Origin of the sequence: Janibacter massiliensis (assembly GCF_900289115.1) — a bacterium.
In the GTDB taxonomy this organism is placed as follows: domain Bacteria; phylum Actinomycetota; class Actinomycetes; order Actinomycetales; family Dermatophilaceae; genus Janibacter_A; species Janibacter_A massiliensis.
The window spans coordinates 1414060-1433231 of record NZ_LT985196.1 but is presented as its reverse complement, the minus strand read 5'-3'; the positions used below and the strand labels follow the sequence as shown (position 1 = coordinate 1433231).

General features: G+C 72.1%; 25 protein-coding genes and 4 tRNA genes. 15 read left to right on the top strand and 14 right to left on the bottom strand.

The window, feature by feature from the left end:
- Positions 1 to 6 precede the first annotated feature (6 nt).
- From DAA34_RS12605 to DAA34_RS07015, 4 genes are all read left to right on the top strand, one after another.
- Positions 7 to 225 (top strand): sigma factor, encoded by a 219-nt coding sequence (locus DAA34_RS12605; protein WP_106818214.1) that lies wholly within the window; start codon positions 7 to 9, stop codon positions 223 to 225.
- 64 nt (positions 226 to 289) lie between these two features.
- Positions 290 to 1563, top strand: a protein-coding gene (locus DAA34_RS07025; RefSeq protein WP_407657011.1) for an IS3 family transposase whose coding sequence is annotated in 2 segments (ribosomal slippage) — positions 290 to 638 and positions 638 to 1563 — 1275 coding nt in all. Because the reading frame shifts where the segments join, the coding sequence is not laid out codon by codon here.
- On the top strand, positions 1553 to 1894 hold the full coding sequence (locus DAA34_RS12675; RefSeq protein ID WP_106818212.1) for an RNA polymerase sigma factor: 342 nt from the start codon (positions 1553 to 1555) through the stop codon (positions 1892 to 1894). The genes DAA34_RS07025 and DAA34_RS12675 overlap by 11 nt, the downstream gene beginning before the upstream one ends.
- A complete protein-coding gene (locus tag DAA34_RS07015) occupies positions 1884 to 2519 on the top strand; it encodes a hypothetical protein (protein ID WP_106818211.1) in 636 nt (211 codons plus the stop codon). The genes DAA34_RS12675 and DAA34_RS07015 overlap by 11 nt, the downstream gene beginning before the upstream one ends.
- Before the next feature lie 512 nt (positions 2520 to 3031).
- Here DAA34_RS07015 and DAA34_RS07010 read toward each other — a convergent pair.
- Positions 3032 to 3104, bottom strand: a tRNA-Arg gene (locus DAA34_RS07010).
- A gap of 70 nt (positions 3105 to 3174) precedes the next feature.
- Here DAA34_RS07010 and DAA34_RS07005 point away from each other — a divergent pair.
- Positions 3175 to 3867 (top strand): 4'-phosphopantetheinyl transferase family protein, encoded by a 693-nt coding sequence (locus DAA34_RS07005; protein WP_106818210.1) that lies wholly within the window; start codon positions 3175 to 3177, stop codon positions 3865 to 3867.
- A 12-nt stretch (positions 3868 to 3879) separates the two neighbouring features.
- Here the strand turns inward: DAA34_RS07005 and DAA34_RS07000 are convergent, their stop codons facing one another.
- Entirely contained in the window at positions 3880 to 5385 is a 1506-nt protein-coding gene (locus DAA34_RS07000) for a PrsW family intramembrane metalloprotease (protein WP_158707659.1), read from the bottom strand.
- 45 nt (positions 5386 to 5430) lie between these two features.
- Here DAA34_RS07000 and orn point away from each other — a divergent pair, with 45 nt between their 5' ends.
- Positions 5431 to 6078: an oligoribonuclease gene (gene orn, locus DAA34_RS06995; RefSeq protein WP_106818208.1), complete on the top strand. Its 648-nt coding sequence runs from the start codon at positions 5431 to 5433 to the stop codon at positions 6076 to 6078.
- 49 nt (positions 6079 to 6127) lie between these two features.
- Here orn and DAA34_RS06990 read toward each other — a convergent pair.
- Positions 6128 to 6203, bottom strand: a tRNA-His gene (locus tag DAA34_RS06990).
- A 118-nt stretch (positions 6204 to 6321) separates the two neighbouring features.
- On the opposite strand from DAA34_RS06990, the gene DAA34_RS06985 reads away from it, so the two are divergent.
- Positions 6322 to 7173: a copper resistance CopC family protein gene (locus DAA34_RS06985; protein WP_158707658.1), complete on the top strand. Its 852-nt coding sequence runs from the start codon at positions 6322 to 6324 to the stop codon at positions 7171 to 7173.
- 48 nt (positions 7174 to 7221) lie between these two features.
- Here DAA34_RS06985 and DAA34_RS06980 read toward each other — a convergent pair.
- The 3 genes from DAA34_RS06980 to bcp all read right to left on the bottom strand — a co-directional run bounded on the left by DAA34_RS06980 (position 7222) and on the right by bcp (position 8104).
- Positions 7222 to 7297 (bottom strand) — tRNA-Lys (locus DAA34_RS06980).
- 64 nt (positions 7298 to 7361) lie between these two features.
- Positions 7362 to 7622, bottom strand: a complete 261-nt coding sequence (locus DAA34_RS06975) for a DUF3618 domain-containing protein (RefSeq protein WP_106818206.1) — start codon at positions 7620 to 7622, stop codon at positions 7362 to 7364.
- 11 nt (positions 7623 to 7633) lie between these two features.
- Complete coding sequence (gene bcp, locus DAA34_RS06970; protein ID WP_106818205.1) at positions 7634 to 8104, bottom strand: thioredoxin-dependent thiol peroxidase; 471 nt, start codon at positions 8102 to 8104, stop codon at positions 7634 to 7636.
- 119 nt (positions 8105 to 8223) lie between these two features.
- Between bcp and DAA34_RS06965 the strand changes: the two genes are divergently transcribed.
- From DAA34_RS06965 to DAA34_RS06950, 4 genes are read left to right on the top strand one after another with little or no spacing between them, the layout of a single operon-like run.
- Complete coding sequence (locus tag DAA34_RS06965; protein WP_106818204.1) at positions 8224 to 8925, top strand: energy-coupling factor ABC transporter permease; 702 nt, start codon at positions 8224 to 8226, stop codon at positions 8923 to 8925.
- Positions 8922 to 9224, top strand: a complete 303-nt coding sequence (locus tag DAA34_RS06960; RefSeq protein WP_106818203.1) for a PDGLE domain-containing protein — start codon at positions 8922 to 8924, stop codon at positions 9222 to 9224. The genes DAA34_RS06965 and DAA34_RS06960 overlap by 4 nt, the downstream gene beginning before the upstream one ends.
- Positions 9221 to 9991: a cobalt ECF transporter T component CbiQ gene (gene cbiQ, locus DAA34_RS06955; protein WP_106818202.1), complete on the top strand. Its 771-nt coding sequence runs from the start codon at positions 9221 to 9223 to the stop codon at positions 9989 to 9991. Before DAA34_RS06960 ends, cbiQ begins: the two co-directional genes overlap by 4 nt.
- Positions 9988 to 10761 carry an energy-coupling factor ABC transporter ATP-binding protein gene (locus DAA34_RS06950; RefSeq protein ID WP_106818201.1) on the top strand — a complete coding sequence of 258 codons (774 nt, stop codon included), beginning with the start codon at positions 9988 to 9990 and terminating at the stop codon, positions 10759 to 10761. The genes cbiQ and DAA34_RS06950 overlap by 4 nt, the downstream gene beginning before the upstream one ends.
- On the opposite strand, the gene DAA34_RS06945 is transcribed toward DAA34_RS06950, so the two are convergent.
- Positions 10724 to 11182 (bottom strand): OsmC family protein, encoded by a 459-nt coding sequence (locus DAA34_RS06945; protein ID WP_106818200.1) that lies wholly within the window; start codon positions 11180 to 11182, stop codon positions 10724 to 10726. The genes DAA34_RS06950 and DAA34_RS06945 overlap by 38 nt on opposite strands.
- A 23-nt stretch (positions 11183 to 11205) precedes the next feature.
- On the opposite strand from DAA34_RS06945, the gene DAA34_RS06940 reads away from it, so the two are divergent.
- Positions 11206 to 11287: transfer RNA gene (locus DAA34_RS06940), tRNA-Leu, on the top strand.
- Positions 11288 to 11291: 4 nt separating this feature from the next.
- On the opposite strand, the gene rdgB is transcribed toward DAA34_RS06940, so the two are convergent.
- Positions 11292 to 11915: an RdgB/HAM1 family non-canonical purine NTP pyrophosphatase gene (rdgB, locus tag DAA34_RS06935; RefSeq protein WP_106818199.1), complete on the bottom strand. Its 624-nt coding sequence runs from the start codon at positions 11913 to 11915 to the stop codon at positions 11292 to 11294.
- Positions 11915 to 12667, bottom strand: coding sequence for a ribonuclease PH (gene rph / locus DAA34_RS06930; RefSeq protein WP_106818198.1), 753 nt, complete (start codon positions 12665 to 12667; stop codon positions 11915 to 11917). The genes rdgB and rph overlap by 1 nt, the downstream gene beginning before the upstream one ends.
- A 173-nt stretch (positions 12668 to 12840) precedes the next feature.
- Between rph and DAA34_RS06925 the strand changes: the two genes are divergently transcribed.
- A complete protein-coding gene (locus DAA34_RS06925; RefSeq protein ID WP_106818197.1) occupies positions 12841 to 13734 on the top strand; it encodes a type IV toxin-antitoxin system AbiEi family antitoxin domain-containing protein in 894 nt (297 codons plus the stop codon).
- A 45-nt stretch (positions 13735 to 13779) separates the two neighbouring features.
- Here DAA34_RS06925 and DAA34_RS06920 read toward each other — a convergent pair whose 3' ends face one another.
- From DAA34_RS06920 to clpS, 4 genes are read right to left on the bottom strand one after another with little or no spacing between them, the layout of a single operon-like run.
- Complete coding sequence (locus DAA34_RS06920) at positions 13780 to 14544, bottom strand: MBL fold metallo-hydrolase (RefSeq protein WP_106818196.1); 765 nt, start codon at positions 14542 to 14544, stop codon at positions 13780 to 13782.
- Positions 14541 to 15344: a glutamate racemase gene (murI, locus tag DAA34_RS06915; protein WP_106818195.1), complete on the bottom strand. Its 804-nt coding sequence runs from the start codon at positions 15342 to 15344 to the stop codon at positions 14541 to 14543. The genes DAA34_RS06920 and murI overlap by 4 nt, the downstream gene beginning before the upstream one ends.
- Positions 15345 to 16010 (bottom strand): DUF2017 family protein, encoded by a 666-nt coding sequence (locus tag DAA34_RS06910; RefSeq protein ID WP_106818194.1) that lies wholly within the window; start codon positions 16008 to 16010, stop codon positions 15345 to 15347. It lies immediately after the preceding gene.
- Positions 16010 to 16300: an ATP-dependent Clp protease adapter ClpS gene (clpS, locus tag DAA34_RS06905; protein ID WP_106818193.1), complete on the bottom strand. Its 291-nt coding sequence runs from the start codon at positions 16298 to 16300 to the stop codon at positions 16010 to 16012. Before clpS ends, DAA34_RS06910 begins: the two co-directional genes overlap by 1 nt.
- A gap of 37 nt (positions 16301 to 16337) precedes the next feature.
- Between clpS and DAA34_RS06900 the strand changes: the two genes are divergently transcribed.
- Complete coding sequence (locus DAA34_RS06900) at positions 16338 to 17669, top strand: nicotinate phosphoribosyltransferase (RefSeq protein WP_267894608.1); 1332 nt, start codon at positions 16338 to 16340, stop codon at positions 17667 to 17669.
- A 13-nt stretch (positions 17670 to 17682) separates the two neighbouring features.
- Positions 17683 to 18273 (top strand): isochorismatase family protein, encoded by a 591-nt coding sequence (locus tag DAA34_RS06895; RefSeq protein WP_106819920.1) that lies wholly within the window; start codon positions 17683 to 17685, stop codon positions 18271 to 18273.
- Positions 18274 to 18310: 37 nt separating this feature from the next.
- Here the strand turns inward: DAA34_RS06895 and DAA34_RS06890 are convergent, their stop codons facing one another.
- Positions 18311 to 19144: an RDD family protein gene (locus DAA34_RS06890; protein ID WP_106819916.1), complete on the bottom strand. Its 834-nt coding sequence runs from the start codon at positions 19142 to 19144 to the stop codon at positions 18311 to 18313.
- Positions 19145 to 19172: the final 28 nt, after the last annotated feature.

Here is a 19172-nt window from a genome sequence, read left to right as displayed (position 1 = left end):
GTAGGCATGCACGAAGAGGAAGAGGACCTCGATGCGCTGTACCGCTCCAGTTACAGCCAGCTAGTCGGACAGGTCGCCGCGTTTGCTGGTTCGGTGACCATGGCCGAGGAAGCGGTCCAGGAGGCGTTCGTCCAGCTCATCCCGAGGTGGTCGACGGTTCGGCGTCCCGAGTCCCCCCGCGCCTGGTTGCGGCGGGTGGCCCTGAACCGGGTCGTCGGGGCCTGACCCCGGTTCTTGGACACGCTGAATCCAGCACCTGGTGCTGGGGAAGCGAGATGATCGAAGGACCATGGCCAGGAAGAACTACTCCGAAGAGTTCCGTCGTCAGGCCGTCGACTTGTACGAGTCCACCCCGGGCGCCACGGTGCGCGGCATCGCCGAGGACCTCGGCATCGTCCGCGGCACGCTGCGGCACTGGCTCGAGGTCTACGGGACCGGCAAGAAGACCGCCGCTGATGGGACGTTGACCTCCAGCCCGCTGCAAGCCAAGACGTCCGCCGCGAGCTCGTCGGCACCGACGGACGAGACGCCGGAGCAGAGGATCGCCCGGCTCGAGGCCGAGAACGCGGCGTTGCGAGCGGAGACGACCAAGCTCACGACTGAGCGGGAGATCCTGCAGCGGGCGGCCAAGTATTTCGCCGGGGAGACGCGCTGGTGAGTCGCTTCCAGTTCGTCGCCGACAACTCCGCCACCTTCGAGGTGAAGCGACTGTGCGAGCTCGTCGAGATCGAGCGCTCGTCCTACTACGCCTGGCTCAACGCCGCGCCGGCCCGCGAAGCCAGAGCAGCTGACGACGCGGCGCTGGCTGAGCGGATCAGAGCGGTCCATGCCGAGGACAACACTCAGGGCGCGCCGCGGATCACCGCCGAGCTCAACGCTCAACTCGGTGACAGCGCGGCTGCCGGTGAGCGGGTCAACCACAAGCGTGTCGCGAGGGTGATGCGGCTCGAGGGCATCCGCGGCTATGTGAAGAAGCGGCGGGTCCGCACCACGATTCCCGAGCCGTCGGGGCAGAAGTACCCCGACCTGCTCAAGCGTGACTTCACCGCCGAGCGCCCCAACCGGCGCTATGTCGGCGACATCACGTACCTGCCGCTGGCCGACGGGACGAACCTGTACTTGGCGACCGTGATCGACTGCTACTCCCGTCGGCTGGCCGGGTGGGCCATCGCCGATCACATGCGCACCGAACTCGTCGAGGACGCCCTCAAGGCCGCCGCCGCGACCCGGGGCAGCCTCAAGGGCGTTGTGTTCCACAGCGACCACGGGTCGGTCTACTGCTCGAAGGCCTACGCCAAGCTCTGCCGCAAGCTCGGCGTGACCCAGTCCATGGGCGCCGTCGGATCCAGCGCGGACAACGCCCTCGCAGAATCGTTCAACGCCACGATGAAGCGTGAAGTCCTCCAAGACGCCGCCTGCTGGAGTGAGGAGCTGACCTGTCGTCGGCAGGTCTTCAGATGGCTCGTCCGCTACAACACCAAGCGACGCCACTCGTGGTGTCGCTACACCTCGCCGGTCGCCTTCGAGACCGGCTACACCGCTACGCTGCGACCTGCTGCGTAATCACACCCGTGTCCAAGATCCGGGGGTAGGGCCCATCGATGAGTCGCGACGAGCGAAACGACGACGGCACCTCACCGAAGTCCTGCGTGCGAGCGGGCCGCCGCCCGTTCGCCACGACTCCTACCCATCGACGAGTCCTATCGCCCGAGCACTCGCAGACCTCGATCCCGCGTATCGCGAGATCCTTCTCCTTAAGGCCGCGGACGACCTCAGCGTCCGACAGATCGCACACGAGTTGAACATTGCTGAAGGCACTGTCAAGTCCCGTCTGTCTCGCGCGCGCGCTGCGCTACGCACCCAACTCGACCAGGAAGGCCACCATGCGCATTGACGCCACCCACGCCGACGAAGACGGCCTGATCAGGGATTTCGTCACCGACCTCGCCCGTTCCTCGGGGGCAAGGATGCCCGACCTGGAGGATCTTCGCCGTCAGGCCCGGATGCGGCGCCGCCGAGCAATGCGAACCGGCGCGATCGCGGCGACGGCCTGCGCCGTCGGGGCGTCGCTGGCCGGATGGGGCGTTGCAGCCCAGTGGCATTCGCCCGAGCCTCAGCATGCGGCGGCCTCAGGGAGCGAGTTCAAGCTGCCGATGGTCCCGGACGAGCTAATGGGTCTCGAGGCCCAAATTGTCGGGTCACTCCGGTTCACAGATGCCGATGGGTGTCCGTACCTCGCCGCCCCGCAGGACGGCAAGACGCACGTCTATCTCAACTTCCCGGCTGGGTACACCGGGAGGGTCAACGCCGAAGGCTCGCGTGAGGTTCTTGACGAGACCGGCGTCGTCGTCGCGACAGAAGGCGGCCAGGTAGAGATTGACGGTGGCAGTGCCGTTCCCGTCGAGAATGGGGTTCGACTCCCCTACCGCGACTGGGTGCCGTCCTGCCACCCCGACGAGCCGCAGTACGCAGTAAGTGCGATACGCCCGGTCTCCACTTCCGCAGGCGCCGGCGAGTGAAGTCACACGCGGTTCGGGTCCATCCGGTCGGTTCCCGGGTCAACGCCCCTGCCCGCCCGTCGGCGTTCTCGGTCCGTTCCCCGAGCAGCGGCGTTCGACCCGCCCCGGTCACCGCGACCACTCCGGCCTCCGCCGAGGTGGTGAACGTGTTCCGCGCTGATGAGGAAGACGCGCTGGCCACGTCTGACATCGAGTTGTGCGATGACCTCGGCCCGCACCCGGGGGGTACCTCGGTTCGGCGTCGAGGTTCTTCGTGGCGACGGCACGGGCGAGAGGATCGCCCGCGAGCTGGGCTCTTAGGCCGTCACCGGGGTCGCTGAGGGACCCGGCGATCTGGAAAGCGACGAGGTCACTCGGGTGGAGCCTGACCCGCTCTCCCGGACACCTGAGCTGAGGCGATGATCCTCTCGGGGAGGAGTCCAGGAGATGCCTGTACCGAAGTAGCCGGAGCTTGAGCCGTGCCGTGGCGCGGGCCCATCTCAGGGAGTCGTGAGATGGGGGAAAGGGAGGGGCGCCCCCGGCAGGACTCGAACCTGCGACCGTGGGATTAGAAGGCCCATGCTCTTCCAGCTGAGCTACGGAGGCTGGGCCGCGTGTCGAGACGACATCGGCCAGCCCCGAGTCTAGGGACCGGGTCACCTGTAATGATCGAACGGTGACCATCGAGGTGGCGGTGAGCGAGGCGGTCGTCGGGGACGACCCCTCCTTCGTCCGTCGTCTGGCACCGGAGGAGCTCGAGCGGGCGAGCCGACGCGAGGACTCCGGCGCCTTTCTCACCGCCCGCGCGTTGCAGCGCACGACGATCGGCCAGGTCCTCGGGGTCGAGCCGAGCGACCTCGTCTTCGAGCGCCGGTGCACCACGTGCGGGAGCACCCGGCACGGCAAGCCTCGGATCGGCGGGCACCCGGAGTGGAGCTTCTCCCTCTCCTACACACACTCGATGGCCGTCCTCGCCCTGGCCCGGGCCCCGGAGGTCGGCATCGATGTCGAGCATCTCGACGATGCGGGCTTCCCGGCCTTCGACGAGCTGACCCTCGCCGAGGACGAGCGGCCCGCCCTCACCGGCCTGGACGGTCAGGAGCAGCTGGCCGCCCGCGCGGTCGTCTGGGCACGCAAGGAGGCCATCCTCAAGGCGACCGGCCACGGGCTCGTCGTCGACCCGTCGTCCATCGTCGTCACCGCTCCCGACGCCGAGCCGGCCCTCGTCGACTGGCGCGCGGCCGAGACCGCTCCCGCCGCCGTGCGTCTTCTCGACGTCCCGCTCGCGGACGCCCGGCACCGCGCCGCGGTCGCCGTCCTGTCCGACGACGACGTGACCCTCACGCGGCTCGGCGACGTCCTGCGCTGAGACCGGCGTCGGTCACCACTGGTGGCCGGCGAAGACCGCCCGCTCCCGACCGAGCGCCTCGAGCATGCGGCCCTCCTTGAGCTGCGCGTCTACCGGAGCGCTGCCGTGATACATCCGGCGTCGGATGCACGACAGGTCCACCGCGGTGTCCTGGAAGGCCCGCATCGACCGCAGACCCATCGGCCCGCGGTTCTGCTTGGCCCAGCGTCGGGCCGCGCGACGCGCGCTGAGAGAGGAGAGCATCTGCAGCTCGCTCCGGTCCAACCAGCCGTACTCGACGTACGGCCCGAGGTGCTCGGCGACGAGCTTCCCCTCCCGTTGGCGCGCCCAGACGATCATCCCCAGCCACGCGAGGAAGATCGGCAGCAGGATCACCAGGTGGGCCAAGATCTGGTACCCGGCATTGGGCACCATCGTCGCGAGCGCGTTCCACCCGGCGTGCGCGAGGACGGCGCAGACCCACCCGGCGAACGGAGCGAAGATCCGCACCCCGATGTTCGAGGACAGCGCCGCGATGCCGACGCCGATGCCCGTGAGGCAGGTGAACATCGGGTGGGCGAACGGACTGGCGATGCACCGCATGATGACGGTGATGATGAACCCCGCCGGTCCTGCCTCGGTCGTGCTCATCCCCAGGTACATGATGTTCTCGGTGAAGGCGAAGCCCGCGGCGACGAGCCCGGCATACACCATCCCGTCGGTGATCCCGTCGAAGGTGTGCCTGCGGAAGACGAGGAAGAGCAGGAGCAGGACGCCCTTGAAGGTCTCCTCGACCGGCGGCGCGACCAGCACGGCCGTGAGCGCCGAGGCCGTGCCCTCGTCCGTCGCCCCCGTCGCGCCGATGACGAGCACCCCGCCGACGGTGTTGAAGATCAGCGACACCAGCGTCGAGACGAGCGCGCCCCAGAAGAAGGCGAAGGCGAGGTACCGGACGGGCTCGGAGGCATAGCTGTCGAGCCACAGGAACGTCGGGATGACGATGAAGAGGGGGATGAGCGCGCCGATGAGCGCGATCGCGGTCACCGGCACGCCGAAGCCGATGAGGAAGTACAGCGCCCACAGCACAGCGATGAGGGCGAACACGGTGACGATGGACCCGATGAGGACCCACCGCAGGACGGGTCGCTGCGTCGGGTTCGGGGCGTAGCTCGGCAGCTGCCCCGCCTGGGCCTGGGCCGGGAAGCCCGCCTGCGCCGCGCGTCCTTCCTCGGCGAGCCGCTGAAGCGTCTCGGCGCGGAACGGGGTCGGGGTGTGCGGGTGGTTCGGGTGCAGCGGGCCGTTCGCGGCGCTCGCGGCGCCCGGCGCGCGGCGACGGACGGTCCGGTCGGGGTCGTCCTGCGGACGTGGCGGTTGCTGCGGCTGGCCCGGCGGCCCCTGCTGCGGCTGGCGCGGCGGACCGGGCTGCGGCTGGTGCGGCGGCGGGGGTCCCTGCGAGTAGCCCTGGGGCGGGTGGTGCGGGCGGGCGGGACCCCCGGTCTGCGGCTGCCCGGGCCCCCCTGGATACGGCTGCCAGCTCATGGCGCGCACAGTAGCCGAGCGGCCGTGCGGACGCGCCGCAGTACCGTGATCACCGTGTCCTCCTCCCCCACCGACCGCGCGCACACCGACCGGATCGTCTGGATCGACTGCGAGATGACCGGACTCTCCCTGACCGACGACGCCCTTGTCGAGGTCGCGGCGCTCGTCACCGACTACGACCTCAACCAGCTCGGCGACGGGGTCGACCTCGTCATCCGACCGCCGGAGGCCGCGCTCGCCCAGATGGGGGACTTCGTCCGGGAGATGCACACGGCCTCGGGGCTGCTCGACGAGCTCGCCGAGGGGTGCACCCTCGCCGAGGCGCAGGAGGCCGTGCTCGCAGAGGTCCGCCGCTGGGCCCCGGAGGCGGGCAAGGCCCCCCTCGGCGGGAACAGCGTCGCGACCGACCGGGGCTTCCTCGCGCGCGACATGCCTGCGCTCGAGTCCCACCTGCACTACCGGATCATCGACGTCTCGACGATCAAGGAGCTGGCGCGCCGGTGGTACCCCCGGGCGTACTTCCAGGCGCCGCAGAAGTCCGGCGGCCACCGCGCGCTGGCGGATATCCGCGAGTCGATCGCCGAGCTGCGGTACTACCGCGAGGCGGTCTTCGTCGCCCCGCCGGGGCACGAGAGCGACGCCCTCAAGGAGATCGCCGCCCGCCACGTCGTCGACCACGGCCGGGACGCCTGAGCCGCAGGCAGCCCGAAGGCCCCCGAGGATCTCGGGGGCCTTCGGCATCTGGGGTGAGTGACGGGACTTGAACCCGCGACACCCGCGACCACAACGCGGTGCTCTACCAGCTGAGCTACACCCACCACGAACGACGACCGGCATTCCAGCGGTGCTGGGCGTGCCGGTCGCGAGCGCAGCGACGATCATACCTCCCACGGCGCGCCGGTGTGACACGTGGTGCCCATGGGGCACGATGGACGGGTGACCACGACGCCCGTGTCCCCCGTCCGCTCCACGCCGATCCGCGTCCTCCTCGTGCTGTGCGCCATGCTCCCGATGCTCCTGGCCGGGGTCCTGCCCGCGCAGGCCCACGCGAAGCTCGTCCGCACGAGCCCGTCGGACGGCGCCACGTTGTCGGCCTCCCCGCCGGAGGTGGCGCTCGTCTTCAACGAGCCGATCGACCCGAAGTTCGTGACGATCCGGGTGACCTCCGACGGCGGGGAGGACGTGACCAAGGGTGCGGCGGAGGCCGAGGGGTCCGCCGTCTACCAGCCGGTGAGGAGCCCGCTCGACGAGGGCCGGTACAGCGTCGCCTACAAGGTGACGAGCAAGGACGGGCACCCGGTGAGCGGCTCCTTCTCCTTCCAGGTCGGCGACGGCAAGGGTGACGGGGTGGAGCCGTCCGCCTCGAAGACCCACGCGACGAAGCCTCCGACGACGACCTCCACCCCCGCCCCGACCTCGACCACGAGCACCCCGCCGGCGACCACGAGCAGCCCGACCTCGGCCGGGAGCACGTCGACGACGAGCGAGCCGACGACGAGCGAGACCACGCCGACCACGACCGAGTCCACGCCGACCGCTTCCTCGGACACGCCGAGCTCGTCCAGCACCTCGACCGACCAGGTCGTCCCGGCATCGACCGACGACGACGGGAACGACGGCCTGAGGAACTGGCTGCTGCCGGCGCTCGGGGTGCTCGCCCTCCTCCTCGCCGGCGCGCTGTTCTGGATCATGCGCCGCCGGGATCGCGACGCCGAGATCGACCTGTCCCGCGGCGGCCGGGCGGACGGTGGCGACGGGTACGACCCGCGGTACTACAGGCGCGGCTGAGCGCACGACGACGGGCCCCGGCATGATGCCGGGGCCCTTCGTCGTCGGTGGTGCGCCATCAGGGACTCGAACCCCGAACCCGCTGATTAAGAGTCAGCTGCTCTGCCAATTGAGCTAATGGCGCGCGAAGGAAGAAGGTACACGGGCCCGGTCGGCGGACCAAATCGAGCCGGCCCCTCCCCCCTCGGTCAGGATCGGGCGCGGCGAACGAGCCCGATGACGACCAGCGCGATGCCCAGAGCGGCGACCGCGCCGATGATCTCGTCCCGGACCTGGCCCGCCTCGTCCGTGGTGGCGGAGGCGAAGCGCGCCTTCGCGTCGGCCTTCTGCCGCGCGACGATCGCCTTCGGCGTCGCCCGCTCCGACAGCTCGTCGATCGTGCGGGCCAGGCGGTCGCGGCTCGCTGCGATGTCCGCTTCGATGTCGTTGAGCGAGGAGTTGTTCCCCATGGTCGTCTCCTTCAGTCCAGTCCGAGGTCTCGGCGCAACTTTGCCACGTGCCCGCTGGCGCGCACGTTGTACCAGGCGTGGGTGACCGTCCCCTCCTCGTCGATGACGAAGGTGGAGCGGATGACACCCTCGACGGTCTTGCCGTACAGCTTCTTCTCCCCGAAGGCCCCCCAGCGCCGCAGCACCGCCTTGTCGGGGTCGGACAGCAGGCGCACCGTCAGCGACTCCTTCTCGCGGAACCGGGCGAGCTTCGCCGGGGCGTCCGGCGAGATGCCGAGGACCTCGTAACCGTGGCCCGCCAGGTCGTCGAGGTTGTCGGTGAAGTCGCACGCCTGCGTGGTGCAACCCGGCGTCAGGGCCGCCGGGTAGACGTAGACGATCACCTTGCGCCCGCGCAGGTCCGAGAGGGTGACCTCGTCGCCCGTGTCGTCCTGGAGCGTGAAGTCGGGGGCGGTGTCGCCGGGGGCGAGCCGGTCTGCCACGGAGTCCTCCTCGGTCCGGACCCAGATGCAACCGATGTGCAACTGAGGGTCTAGCATCGATGACGGGCCGGAGACCCGGCCGCTGCGCCAACCTAACGGACCAAGGAGCTGGGGCCACCGTGCACGTGCCCGATGGATTCCTCGACGCGCCAGCCTCGGCCGCGACGGCGGTCGTCGCTGCGGGGGCCGTCGCCCTGTCCCTGCGGGGCGCCCGACGTGAGCTGGACGAGAAGACCGCGCCGCTGGCCGGCCTCGTCGCCGTGTTCGTCTTCGCCGCGCAGATGATCAACTTCCCCGTCGGCGCCGGGACCTCCGGCCACCTGCTCGGCGGGGTCCTCGCGATGGTTCTCGTCGGCCCGTGGACGGCGACCCTGTGCCTCACCGCGGTCCTCCTCGTCCAGGCGCTGCTCTTCGCCGACGGCGGGATCACCGCCCTGGGCACGAACGTCACTCTCATGGGTGTCGCGGCGGTGTGGGCCGGCTGGGCCGTCCTCCACGTCCTCGCCGCGGCGCTCCCCCGTCGGATCGGTGTCCTGCCCGTCGTCGCCGGCGTCGCTGCCTGGGCGTCGGTCGTCACCACGTCGGTCGTCTTCACCGCCCTCTTCGCGGTCGGCGGGACCGCGCCGGTCGACCCGGCCGCCGTCCTCGCGGCGATGGTCGGCTGGCACGCCGTCATCGGGATCGGCGAGGGCGCGATCACGGCGCTCGTCGTCTCCGCCGTGCTCGCGACCCGACCGGACCTCGTCCACGCCGCCCGCTCCTACCTCCCCGAGCGCACCCTCGAGATCCGTGACCGCTCCACCGCGGGAGCCCCGGCATGACCGGCCGGCGAGTGTCGACCCGGACCTTCGTCCTCGTGGGGTTCGCCCTCTCGGCCCTCGTCGCCGGGGTGCTCTCCCTGTGGGCCTCGAGCCACCCCGACGGGCTCGAGTACGTTGCCGAGCGCACCGGCTTCGGCGGCACCGCGACCGGTTCGCCGACCGCGGGCTCGCCGCTGGCCGACTACGGGCTCAGGGGGCTCGACGGACCGCTCGGCACGAGCATCGCCGGGCTCGTCGGCATCGTCGTCGTGGGCGTCCTCATGACGGTGCTCGCGCGGGCGCTCGCCCGACGGGGGTGAGCGGCCCCCACGGCAGGGGCGGGCGCCGCGCCGCGGACTCGCCCGTCCACCGCCTCCCGGCTCGCACGAAGCTCGTCGCCCTCGTCGTCTTCGTCGTCGCGGTGGTGGCCGCACCCCCCGGCGCGTGGTGGGTCTACGGGGTCGCTGCCACGGCCCTCGCCCTCGCCGTCCTGCTCGCCCGTCTGGACGTCGCGGCCGTCGTCCGAGGGCTGGCGATCGAGATCCCGTTCGTCGTCTTCGCGCTCGCCCTGCCGTTCGTCGCGACCGGCCCGCGGGTGGCCGTGCCCGGGCTTCCCGACGTCACCGTGTCCACCCACGGCCTCTCCGCCGCCGCGACCTTCCTCGCTCGAGCGACGCTCGGCACCCTCGCCGCCGTCGTCCTGGCGAGCACGACCTCCCCCGCCCACCTCGTCGGCGGGCTGCGGCTGCTGCGGCTGCCGGGCGCGCTCGTCGACATCCTCTCGTTCATGGTGCGCTACCTCGACGTGGTCACCGGTCAGTGGCGTCGGATGGCCGTCGCGCGCGCGGCCCGCGGCTTCGACGCCCGTGACGTCCGCTCGTGGCCGGTCCTGGCGACGAGCGCCGGGGGTCTGTTCGTCCGGTCCTACGAGCGCGGCGAGCGCGTCCACCTCGCGATGCTCTCCCGAGGCGGCGGTGAGCGCCTCCCGGCCGACCCCGACGGCGCCACCACTCGCGGGTGGGCCGCGGCGCTTGCCCTGCCTGCGGTGGTCGTGCTCGCGAGCCTCACCGCGCGGGTCGCCGCATGAGCACCCCCGTCCTGGAGGTGCGTCGGCTCGCGCACGCCTACCCCGACGGCCACCAGAGCCTCTTCGGGGTCGACCTGCGGATCGAGCGCGGGGAACGGGTGGCGCTCCTGGGGCCGAACGGCGCAGGGAAGACGACCCTCGTCCTGCACCTCAACGGGATCCTCGAGGCGGGCGCGGGTGAGGTCGTCGTCTCGGGGACGACCGTCTCCCGACGCACGGCGCGCGAGGTCCGCCGACGCGTCGGGGTCGTCTTCCAGGACCCGGACGACCAGCTCTTCATGCCGACCGTGCGCGAGGACGTCGCCTTCGGCCCCCGTAACCTCGGGCTCCGCGGCGCCGAGCTCGACGCGCGCGTCCGCCGGGCGCTCGAGCTCGTCGGCATGCTCGACGCGCGCGACCGCGCCCCGAACCACCTGTCGTTCGGCCAGAAGCGGCGGGTGGCGGTGGCGACGGTGCTCGCGATGGAGCCCGACCTCCTCGTGCTCGACGAGCCGACGAGCAACCTCGACCCCGCGGCCCGGCGGGAGCTCGCCGACGTCCTCGACGGGCTCGACACGACGATCCTCATGGTCACCCACGACCTGCCGTACGCCCTCGAGCTGTGCGAGCGCTCCGCCGTCCTCGACGGCGGCGTCGTCGTCGCCGACGGGCCGACCGCCGAGGTCCTCGCCGACGCCGCGCTCATGCGGGCCCACCGGCTCGAGCTGCCCTACGGCTTCGACCCCCGGTCGGTCAGTCCGCGCAGCCGAGGATCGTCGGCTCGAGCGTGATCTGCGACGTGAGCGACCGCGCGATGAAGCACTCGCGGTGCGCGACCTCGACGAGCCGCTCGACCTTCGCCCGCGGCGGAGCCCCCGTGACCGTGATCCGTGGGCGAAGGGTGATCGCCGTGACCCGCAGGGGCGGCTCGTCCTCGGGCATGACGGCGCTCGCGTCGTCGGTGTAGTCGACGACGTCCACCCGCGCCCGGGCGGCGACGGCGAGGAAGCTGAGGAGCTGGCACGAGCTCGCCGCCGCGAGGAGGAGCTGCTCGGGGTTGACCCGCGCGGGGTCGCCGAGGAAGGCGTGGTCGGCCGAGGCCGCGAGCGCCTCCGGGCCGACGACGAGGTGGTGCTGGCGGGAGTACCCCTCGTACCCGACCGCCGTCGAGCCCGACCACCGCAGCGCCGTCGAGTACCGGTGGGTCGTCACGGCCCTAGACTCCCACCCCGGACGCCGAAGTGGTGGAACTGGCAGACACGCCAGATTTAGGTTCTGGTGCCTTCGGGTGTGCGGGTTCGAGTCCCGCCTTCGGCACTCCTCAGCCCAGCAGCTCCCGCAGGTGCGGCACCATCGCCCGGAAGGCCGCCCCGCGGTGGCTGATGGCGTTCTTCTCCTCGTCCGAGTGCTGGGCGAGGGTGCGCTGGTCACCGTCCGGGCGAAAGATCGGGTCGTAGCCGAACCCGTTGTCGCCGGCGGGCTCGCGGACGACCGTCCCCGTGACGTGTCCCTCGGCGACGGCGCTGCGCCCGTCGGGCAGCGCCAGGACGGCGGCGCAGCGGAAGCGGGCCGCTCGGTGCTCGTCGGGGACGTCCCCGAGCTGGGCGAGCAGCAGTCGGACGTTGGCGCGGTCCCGCTCGGTCCCGTCGAGGTCGGTGCCCGCCCAGCGCGCGGAGAAGATCCCCGGGCTACCGCCCAGGACGTCGACGCACAGACCGGAGTCGTCCGCGAGCGCGGGGAGCCCGGTCGCCGACGCCACCGCCTCGGCCTTCAGCCAGCTGTTGCCCTCGAAGGTCACGGCGGTCTCCGCCACCTCGGGGACGCCGTTGAGGTCGGCGACGGAGACGATCTCGAGGTCGAGGTCGGCCGCGTGCTCGGCGAGGATCTGCCGCAGCTCGTGGACCTTGCCCGCGTTGCGCGTGGCGAGGACGACGCGGGTGGCCATCAGCGCACCCGCTCCCGCGGCGTGCCGGCCCGTGCCTCGGTCTGGATCTCGGTCAGGCGCGCGCAGCCAGCGGTCGCGAGGTCGAGCAGCTGGCCCAGAAGGTCCCGGTCGAACGGGGCGCCCTCGGCCGTCCCCTGCACCTCGACGAACTCCCCCGTGCCGGTCATGACGACGTTCATGTCGGTCCCGGCGGCGACGTCCTCGGGGTAGTCGAGGTCGCACACCGGTCGGCCGTCGACGATGCCCACGCTCACCGCGGCGACCGACCCCGTGAGCGGCATGGCCTTCGGCCCGAGGAGGCCGCGAGCGCGGGCGTCGTCGATCGCGTCGGCGAGCGCCACGTACGCACCGGTGATGGCCGCGGTGCGGGTGCCGCCGTCGGCCTGGAGGACGTCGCAGTCGAGGACGATCGTGTTCTCGCCGAGCTGCGCGGTGTCGATGATGGCGCGCAGGCTCCGCCCCACGAGCCGCGAGATCTCGTGGGTGCGCCCGCCGACCTTGCCCTTGCGGGACTCACGGTCGGAGCGGGTGTTCGTCGAGCGCGGCAGCATCTCGTACTCCGCGGTGACCCACCCGGTGCCCTTGCCCTTGAGCCAGCGGGGGACACCCTCCTGGAAGGTCGCCGCGCACAGCACCCTCGTCCGGCCGAACTCGACGAGGACGCTGCCCTCAGCGTGGTCGAGCCAGTTGCGGGTGATGCGGACCTCGCGGAGGTCCTCGGGAGCGCGGCCGTCGTGGCGGGTGTCGGTCATGCGGCCACGCTATCGCCGCGGGTCACCCACTCCCGTCCGCCCACCCGACATGCAGAAGCGACCAGAACGGGCCCGGACGACGCCCTTGCCCCCCTTCTGCATGTTCGGGAGGCGCCGGGCCCGCCTGTGGAGAACTCGACGACCCGCACCGCGGACTTCGCGACGATCCCGGCGTGACCGATCTCGCCGTGATGGCCGTCGCTCAGCACGGCGGGGCCGCCACGGCGTCGGAGATCGTGGCGCTGGCCGGTCGCCACCGGCTGCGGACCGCCGTCGCAGCCGGGCGGCTCGTCCGCACCCGGCGTGGGACCTACGTGCTCGACGGGTCGGGCGACGACGTCATCGCGGCCAGCACGGCGGGCGGTGTCGTGGCGGGCCCGAGCGCCGCGGTTCGGCACGGCTGGCCCCTCCTGCGGCAACCGCGCGAGGTGACCGTGCTCGTCCCCCGCAACCGCGGGCTGCGCCGGGTGCCGCCAAGCGTCCGCATCCTCTGGGCAGATCTCGCGGCCGACGAGCACTCGGACGGTCTCACCAGCCCGGTTCGTACCGTCCTCGACTGCGCGCGGTTGCTGCCGTTCCGCGAGGCGCTTGCCGTCGCCGACGCAGCCGTGCGGCTGGGCGGGATCACCCGCACCGACCTCGTCGCCGCCGCGGCGAGCCTGCGCGGACCGGGTGCGCCCGGCATCCGCAGGGTCGCCCGGTCAGCGACGCCGCTGGCAGCCAATCCCCCGGAGTCAGCCCTGCGCGCCGATGCCCTGGACGCCGCGCCCGGTTTCGTCGCGCAGCCTGACCTCCTCCTGCGGGACGGCGCTCGCCGCCACCCGGACGTCGGCCACCCCGGGCTGCGGATCGCGCTGGAGTGCGACAGCTTCGCCCACCACGGTCATCGCGACGCCCTGACCGCGGACTGCTGGCGGTACACGGAGTTCGCGCTCGCCGGTTGGCACGTGCAGCGGTACGCGTGGGAGCACCTCATGCGCCATCCCGGGTGGGTGCGGGAGACCATCGCCGAGGCCGTGGCCATGCGCTCCGGCCTCCCGCCCGACATGCAGAAGCGGAACACCTGAGTGCGAGGAGGGCCCCAGCGGCCCTTCTGCATGCTCGGCGGGCGGTCAGAGGTCGAGGACGGCCAAGGGCTGGGCCAGCTCGACCTCGCCCGGCCACACGGCGGCGGCGTCCGCCCGGCACACCTCCGGGTCGTTCCACGCCGGAATGTGGGTGAGCAGCAGGCGACGGGCACCCGCGTCGAGCGCCGCCTGGGCGCACTGCCGGCCGGTCATGTGGATCCCCCTGGCGGTGTCCCGGCCCTCCACGAAGGCCGAGTCCGCGAGGACGAGGTCCGCGTCGGCGCACAGCGACCTCAGTGCGTCGCAGGCGTCGGTGTCGCCGCTGTACGCGAGGACCTTCCCCTCGTGCTCGACCCGGAAGCCGTAGGCCTCCACCGGGTGGTTGACGAGCCGGGGCGTCACGGTGAACGGGCCGATGTGGATCGGCACCCCGTCCATCAGCCGCCGGAAGTCGAACTCGCGGGTCATGCCGTGCTCGTCGATGCCCTCGTACGCGGCCGCGAGCCGGTCGGCCGTGCCCGCCGGCCCGTAGACCGGCAGCCGCCCGGAGGGCAGGCCGCGCGGGTCGTACCGGCGGGTGACGAACAGGCCCGTGCAGTCGAGGCAGTGGTCGGGGTGGAGGTGGGTGAGCATGACGGCGTCGAGCTCGCGCGGGTCGATCACCCGCTGCAGCGCGCCGAGCGCCCCGGGCCCCAGGTCGAGGACGATCGAGAAGGTGCGGCCCTCGTACGGCGCCTGGATCAGGTAGCAGGACGCGGGCGAGTCCGGCCCTGGGAAGGACCCGGAGCAGCCGATCACGGTCAGCCTCACGCGGCACCTCCCATGTTTCCGAAGACGTGGTCGACCTCGGGACCGAGGAACCTGCGCGCCAGCCTACGGAAGGTGTCGGGGTCGCCGGTCGTCGTGAAGCCGTGCGAGGGATCACCCAGGGAGTCGGCGCGAAGCGTCCCGCTGTCCGCGAGCGTGCGGTAGATGTCCTTGGCCGTCTCGTCGGCGGAGGACACGAGCGTCACGCCCTCGCCCATGACGTACGAGATGACCCCCGTCAGCAGCGGGTAGTGCGTGCAGCCGAGGATGAGCGTGTCGACGTCCCGCTCCTGCAACGGCGCGAGGTACTCCCGCGCGACCGACAGCAGCTCCTCCCCTCCGGTGACTCCCGCCTCCACGAACTCGACGAACCGCGGGCACGGTCGGCTCGTGACATCGATCGCCGGGGCAGCGGCGAAGGCGTCGACATAAGCCCCCGACTGGTGCGTGCCCGTCGTCGAGATGACCCCGACGCGCCCGTTGCGGGTGGCCGCCGCCGCGCGCCGGACGGCCGGGCGGATGACCTCGACGACCGGCACGGAGTACCGCTCGCGGGCGTCGTGGAGGACCGCGGCGCTCGCGGTGTTGCACGCGATGACGAGGATCTTCACGCCGTGGTCGACGAGCCGGTCCAGGCACTCGAGCGCGAAGGTCCGGGTCTGCGCGATCGGGCGCGGGCCGTAGGGGGCGCGTGCCGTGTCACCCAGGTAGGCCACGGACTCGTGCGGGAGCTGGTCGAGCACGGCGCGGGCCACGGTGAGCCCCCCGTACCCGGAGTCGAAGATCCCGATGGGTGCGTCCACTCAGCCGACCTCGGTGAGGGTCTGGACGAGCGACTCCTGGAACCAGCCGAGGAAGTCGTACACGGCCACGAGGAAGGTGCGCGGGTCGTCGGGGTCGGCGTCGCGCATCTCGTCGACGAGCCGGGCGGCGTCGTCGTCCGTGCGCAGCCCGAGGCGCTCGGCGAGGACCAGGCGCAGGTCCGTCAGGGCCACGAGCAGCGCCGAGCCCTGGGTGGCGTCGAGCACCAGGGGGCGGACGTCGTCGAGGTCGACGTCGAGGTCGGGGTAGGCGCGGTGCACCCGCCCGGGGTCGATCTCCGGTGCGGCCGTCAGCGCGTCGAGCGCCCGGGCAATCGTCGCCCGCTTGCCGCGCACGAGCCCCGCCTCGGTCATCCGGCGGTACTCGCGGGCAGCCTCCTCGTCGTCGCGGTGGCCGGCGGGCAGGAGCCGACGCAGGGCCGGGTCGCGCTCCTCGAGATCGGCGTCGTCCACCCCGGACCGCCCGGCCTCGCCGGTCACGTGGGCCTCGAGCTGCGCAAGCATCGACTCGAGGCCGTCGTCCCCGTCACCGTCGGCGGTCGCCAGCAGCGCGTCGACCTGCCGCAGCCCGTCGACGACGATGGCCCGCTCGTCCGCGTCGAGCAGGCCGAGGATCTCGCCCTCGCTCTCGACGAAGCCGTACGCCATCAGGTGTCCTGCCGGAACGTCGCCCACAGGCCGTACCCCTGCATGGCCTCGGTGTCGACCTCCATGCGCTCGCGCGGGCCCGTGGACACGACGGCGCGCCCCTTCTCGTGGACGTCCATCATGAGCCGCTCCGCGGTCGCCCGGTCGTAGCCGAAGTAGGTCTGGAACACGTAGGTGACGTACGACATGAGGTTGACCGGGTCGTTCCAGACGAGGGTCACCCACGGTGCGTCCGGCTCGAGGCGGGAGTCGGCGTCGCTGACCGGGGCTTCGACGGGGGCGATGGACACGCGCCCCACCCTAGAACGCCGCGCGTAGGGTGAGCCGGTGGCCACGACGCACCTCGACCCGACGCGCCCGTCCACGGCGCTGCTCACCGACCACTACGAGCTGACGATGCTCCAGGGCGCGCTCGCCTCGGGTGCCGCCCGGCGGCGCTGCGTCTTCGAGACGTTCGCCCGTCGTCTGCCCGACGGGCGACGGTACGGCGTCGTCGCCGGGACGGGCCGGGTCCTCGACGCGATCGAGGCGTTCCGCTTCACCGACGCCGAGCTCTCCTACCTGCGCGAGCGGAAGGTCGTCGACGACGCGACGCTGGACTTCCTCGCCGACTACCGGTTCGACGGGGACGTGTGGGGCTACGCCGAGGGCGAGTGCTACTTCCCCTACTCCCCCGTCCTCGTCGTCGAGGCCGACTTCGCGCACGGCGTCATCCTCGAGACGGTCATCCTCTCGATCCTCAACCACGACAGCGCCGTCGCCAGCGCCGCGAGCCGCATGACGGGGGCGGCCGGCACGCGACCGTGCATCGAGATGGGCTCGCGCCGCACCCACGACGAGGCCGCCGTCGCCTCCGCCCGGGCGGCGTACATCGCCGGCTTCGCCTCGACGAGCAACCTCGAGGCCGGTCGCCGGTACGGCATCCCCACGCAGGGCACCGCCGCGCACGCGTTCACGCTCCTGCACGACGACGAGCGCGAGGCCTTCGAGGCACAGGTCGCCGCCTTCGGTCCGGGCACGACGCTCCTGGTCGACACCTACGACGTCGAGCAGGGGGTCCGGACCGCCGTCGAGGTCGCGGGCCCGCAGCTCGGCGGCGTGCGGATCGACTCCGGCGACCTCGTCGTCCTCGCCGGGGAGGTCCGCGAGCAGCTGGACTCGCTCGGCGCGACGGACACGAAGATCGTCGTCACCTCGGACCTGGACGAGTACGCGATCGCCGCGCTGGCGGCCGCTCCGGTCGACGGGTACGGAGTCGGGACGCGGGTCGTCACCGGGTCGGGGGCGCCGACGGCCGGCATGGTCTACAAGCTCGTCGCGCGCGCCGACGACGAGGGCCGGATGATCGGCGTCGCGAAGAAGAGCAAGGACAAGCAGTCGATCGGTGGCCGCAAGTACGCGCTGCGTCGGATGAACGCCAACGGGGTCGCCGAGCAGGAGCTGCTCGGGATCGGCGAGCTGCCGCACAACGACGGCAACGACCGCGAGCTGCTCGTCGAGCTCGTGCGGGACGGCGAGATCGTCGGGCGTGACCGCTGCACCGCGGAGGCGGCGCGCGCCCACCACGAGAGGTCGGTCGCTCAGCTCCCCCGGTCCGCGCACCAGCTCTCCCGGGGCACGCCCGCGGTCGAGACGATCTTCCTCACCGAGACGCCGTGACATGCTCGGGTCCATGACCCGCGCACTCATCGTCGTCGACGTCCAGAACGACTTCTGCGAGGGCGGTTCGCTCGCCGTGACCGGTGGCGCCGAGGTGGCACGCCGGGTGGCCGAGCTCGTCCGCACCCGCCGTGGGGACTACACCGCCGTCGTCGCGACCGCGGACTGGCACCTCGACCCCGGTCACCACTGGGCACCCGAGGGCCAGGAGCCAGACTTCGGCGAGACCTGGCCCGTGCACTGCCGGGCGGGGAGCGCCGGCGCGGCCTTCCACCCCGCGTTCGCCCCGGCCGTCCCCCACGTGGACGAGATCTTCCGGAAGGGGCAGCACGCCGCCGCGTTCAGCGGGTTCGAGGGCGTCACCGATGGCGGCGTCGGCCTCGCGGCATGGCTGCGCGACCGCGGGATCGACGCGGTCGACGTCTGCGGCATCGCCACGGACCACTGCGTGCGCGCGACCGTCCTCGACGCGGTGCGCACCGGGTTCGCCACGACCGTCCTGCTCGACCTCACCGCCGGCGTCGCCCCGGGCACAACCGCCACCGCGATCGACGCGATGCGGGCGGCCGGGGCGACGACGACCGGCGAGGTCGTCACCGGCTGAGGCCGGGTGTGAGCGGCTTGGTGTCAGCCGCTCGGTGTCAGCGACGCGGCGCGCCCTTGACGACGACGGTGCCACCGATCTTGTCGTGGAGCGCCTGCCGCTTCTGGTCCCACAGCGGGAACAGCAGGTCGATGATCGTCACGAGGCCGCCGAGGCTGCCGACCACGGGGATGAGCCCGAGGACGCCGGTGACGATGACGAGGAGGTAGCGCTTGATCGCCGTCGCGACCCCCGGCGCGCCGGGCCGGTCGGCCCGTCGCACGCTGATCCCCAGGGCCATCTTCCCCGGGGTCTGGCCACGCAGCCCGATGAAGAGGACGTGGTACAGCGTGCCGATGATGAGGGAGAGGGCGAAGGCGACGGCGTACCAGACCGGGTCGACCATGCCCCACACGCCGAGCAGCGGGTTCGGCTGGTCCACCGTCTCGCCATCGAGCGTCCTCTCGATGAAGTCGACGTACGGCTGCATCGCGCGCCACATCGGGTAGCCCGCGACGACGGCGACGATGAGGCCGTTGAGGAGCCCGTCGAGCAGGTACGCCCCGACGCGCTGGAGGTAGCTCGCGTACTCGTCGCCGTCGGCCGTGCGAGCGACCGGGCCGGTCCACGCCTGCTGCGTGTCCGGCTGCTGCGGGTAGGCCGGTTGGCCGTAGGTCTGCGCCGGGTACGGCCCCGGCGCGACGCCCTCACCGGCCCCGAGGGCGTGACCCGGAGCCGTCTGGGCGGGGGCGCTCGGCGGGACGAGCGAGTCGACCCCGGTGCGCACCGTCTTGGCCATCGTGCGCTCGGTCCACACGAGGCCGTCGAAGTACCGCAGCCTCGTCACGTCGTCGGGATCGTCGTACCAGCCGGGAGTTGCCGAGTTGTCCATCCGGCCACCCTCCCACGGTCGTCCGACG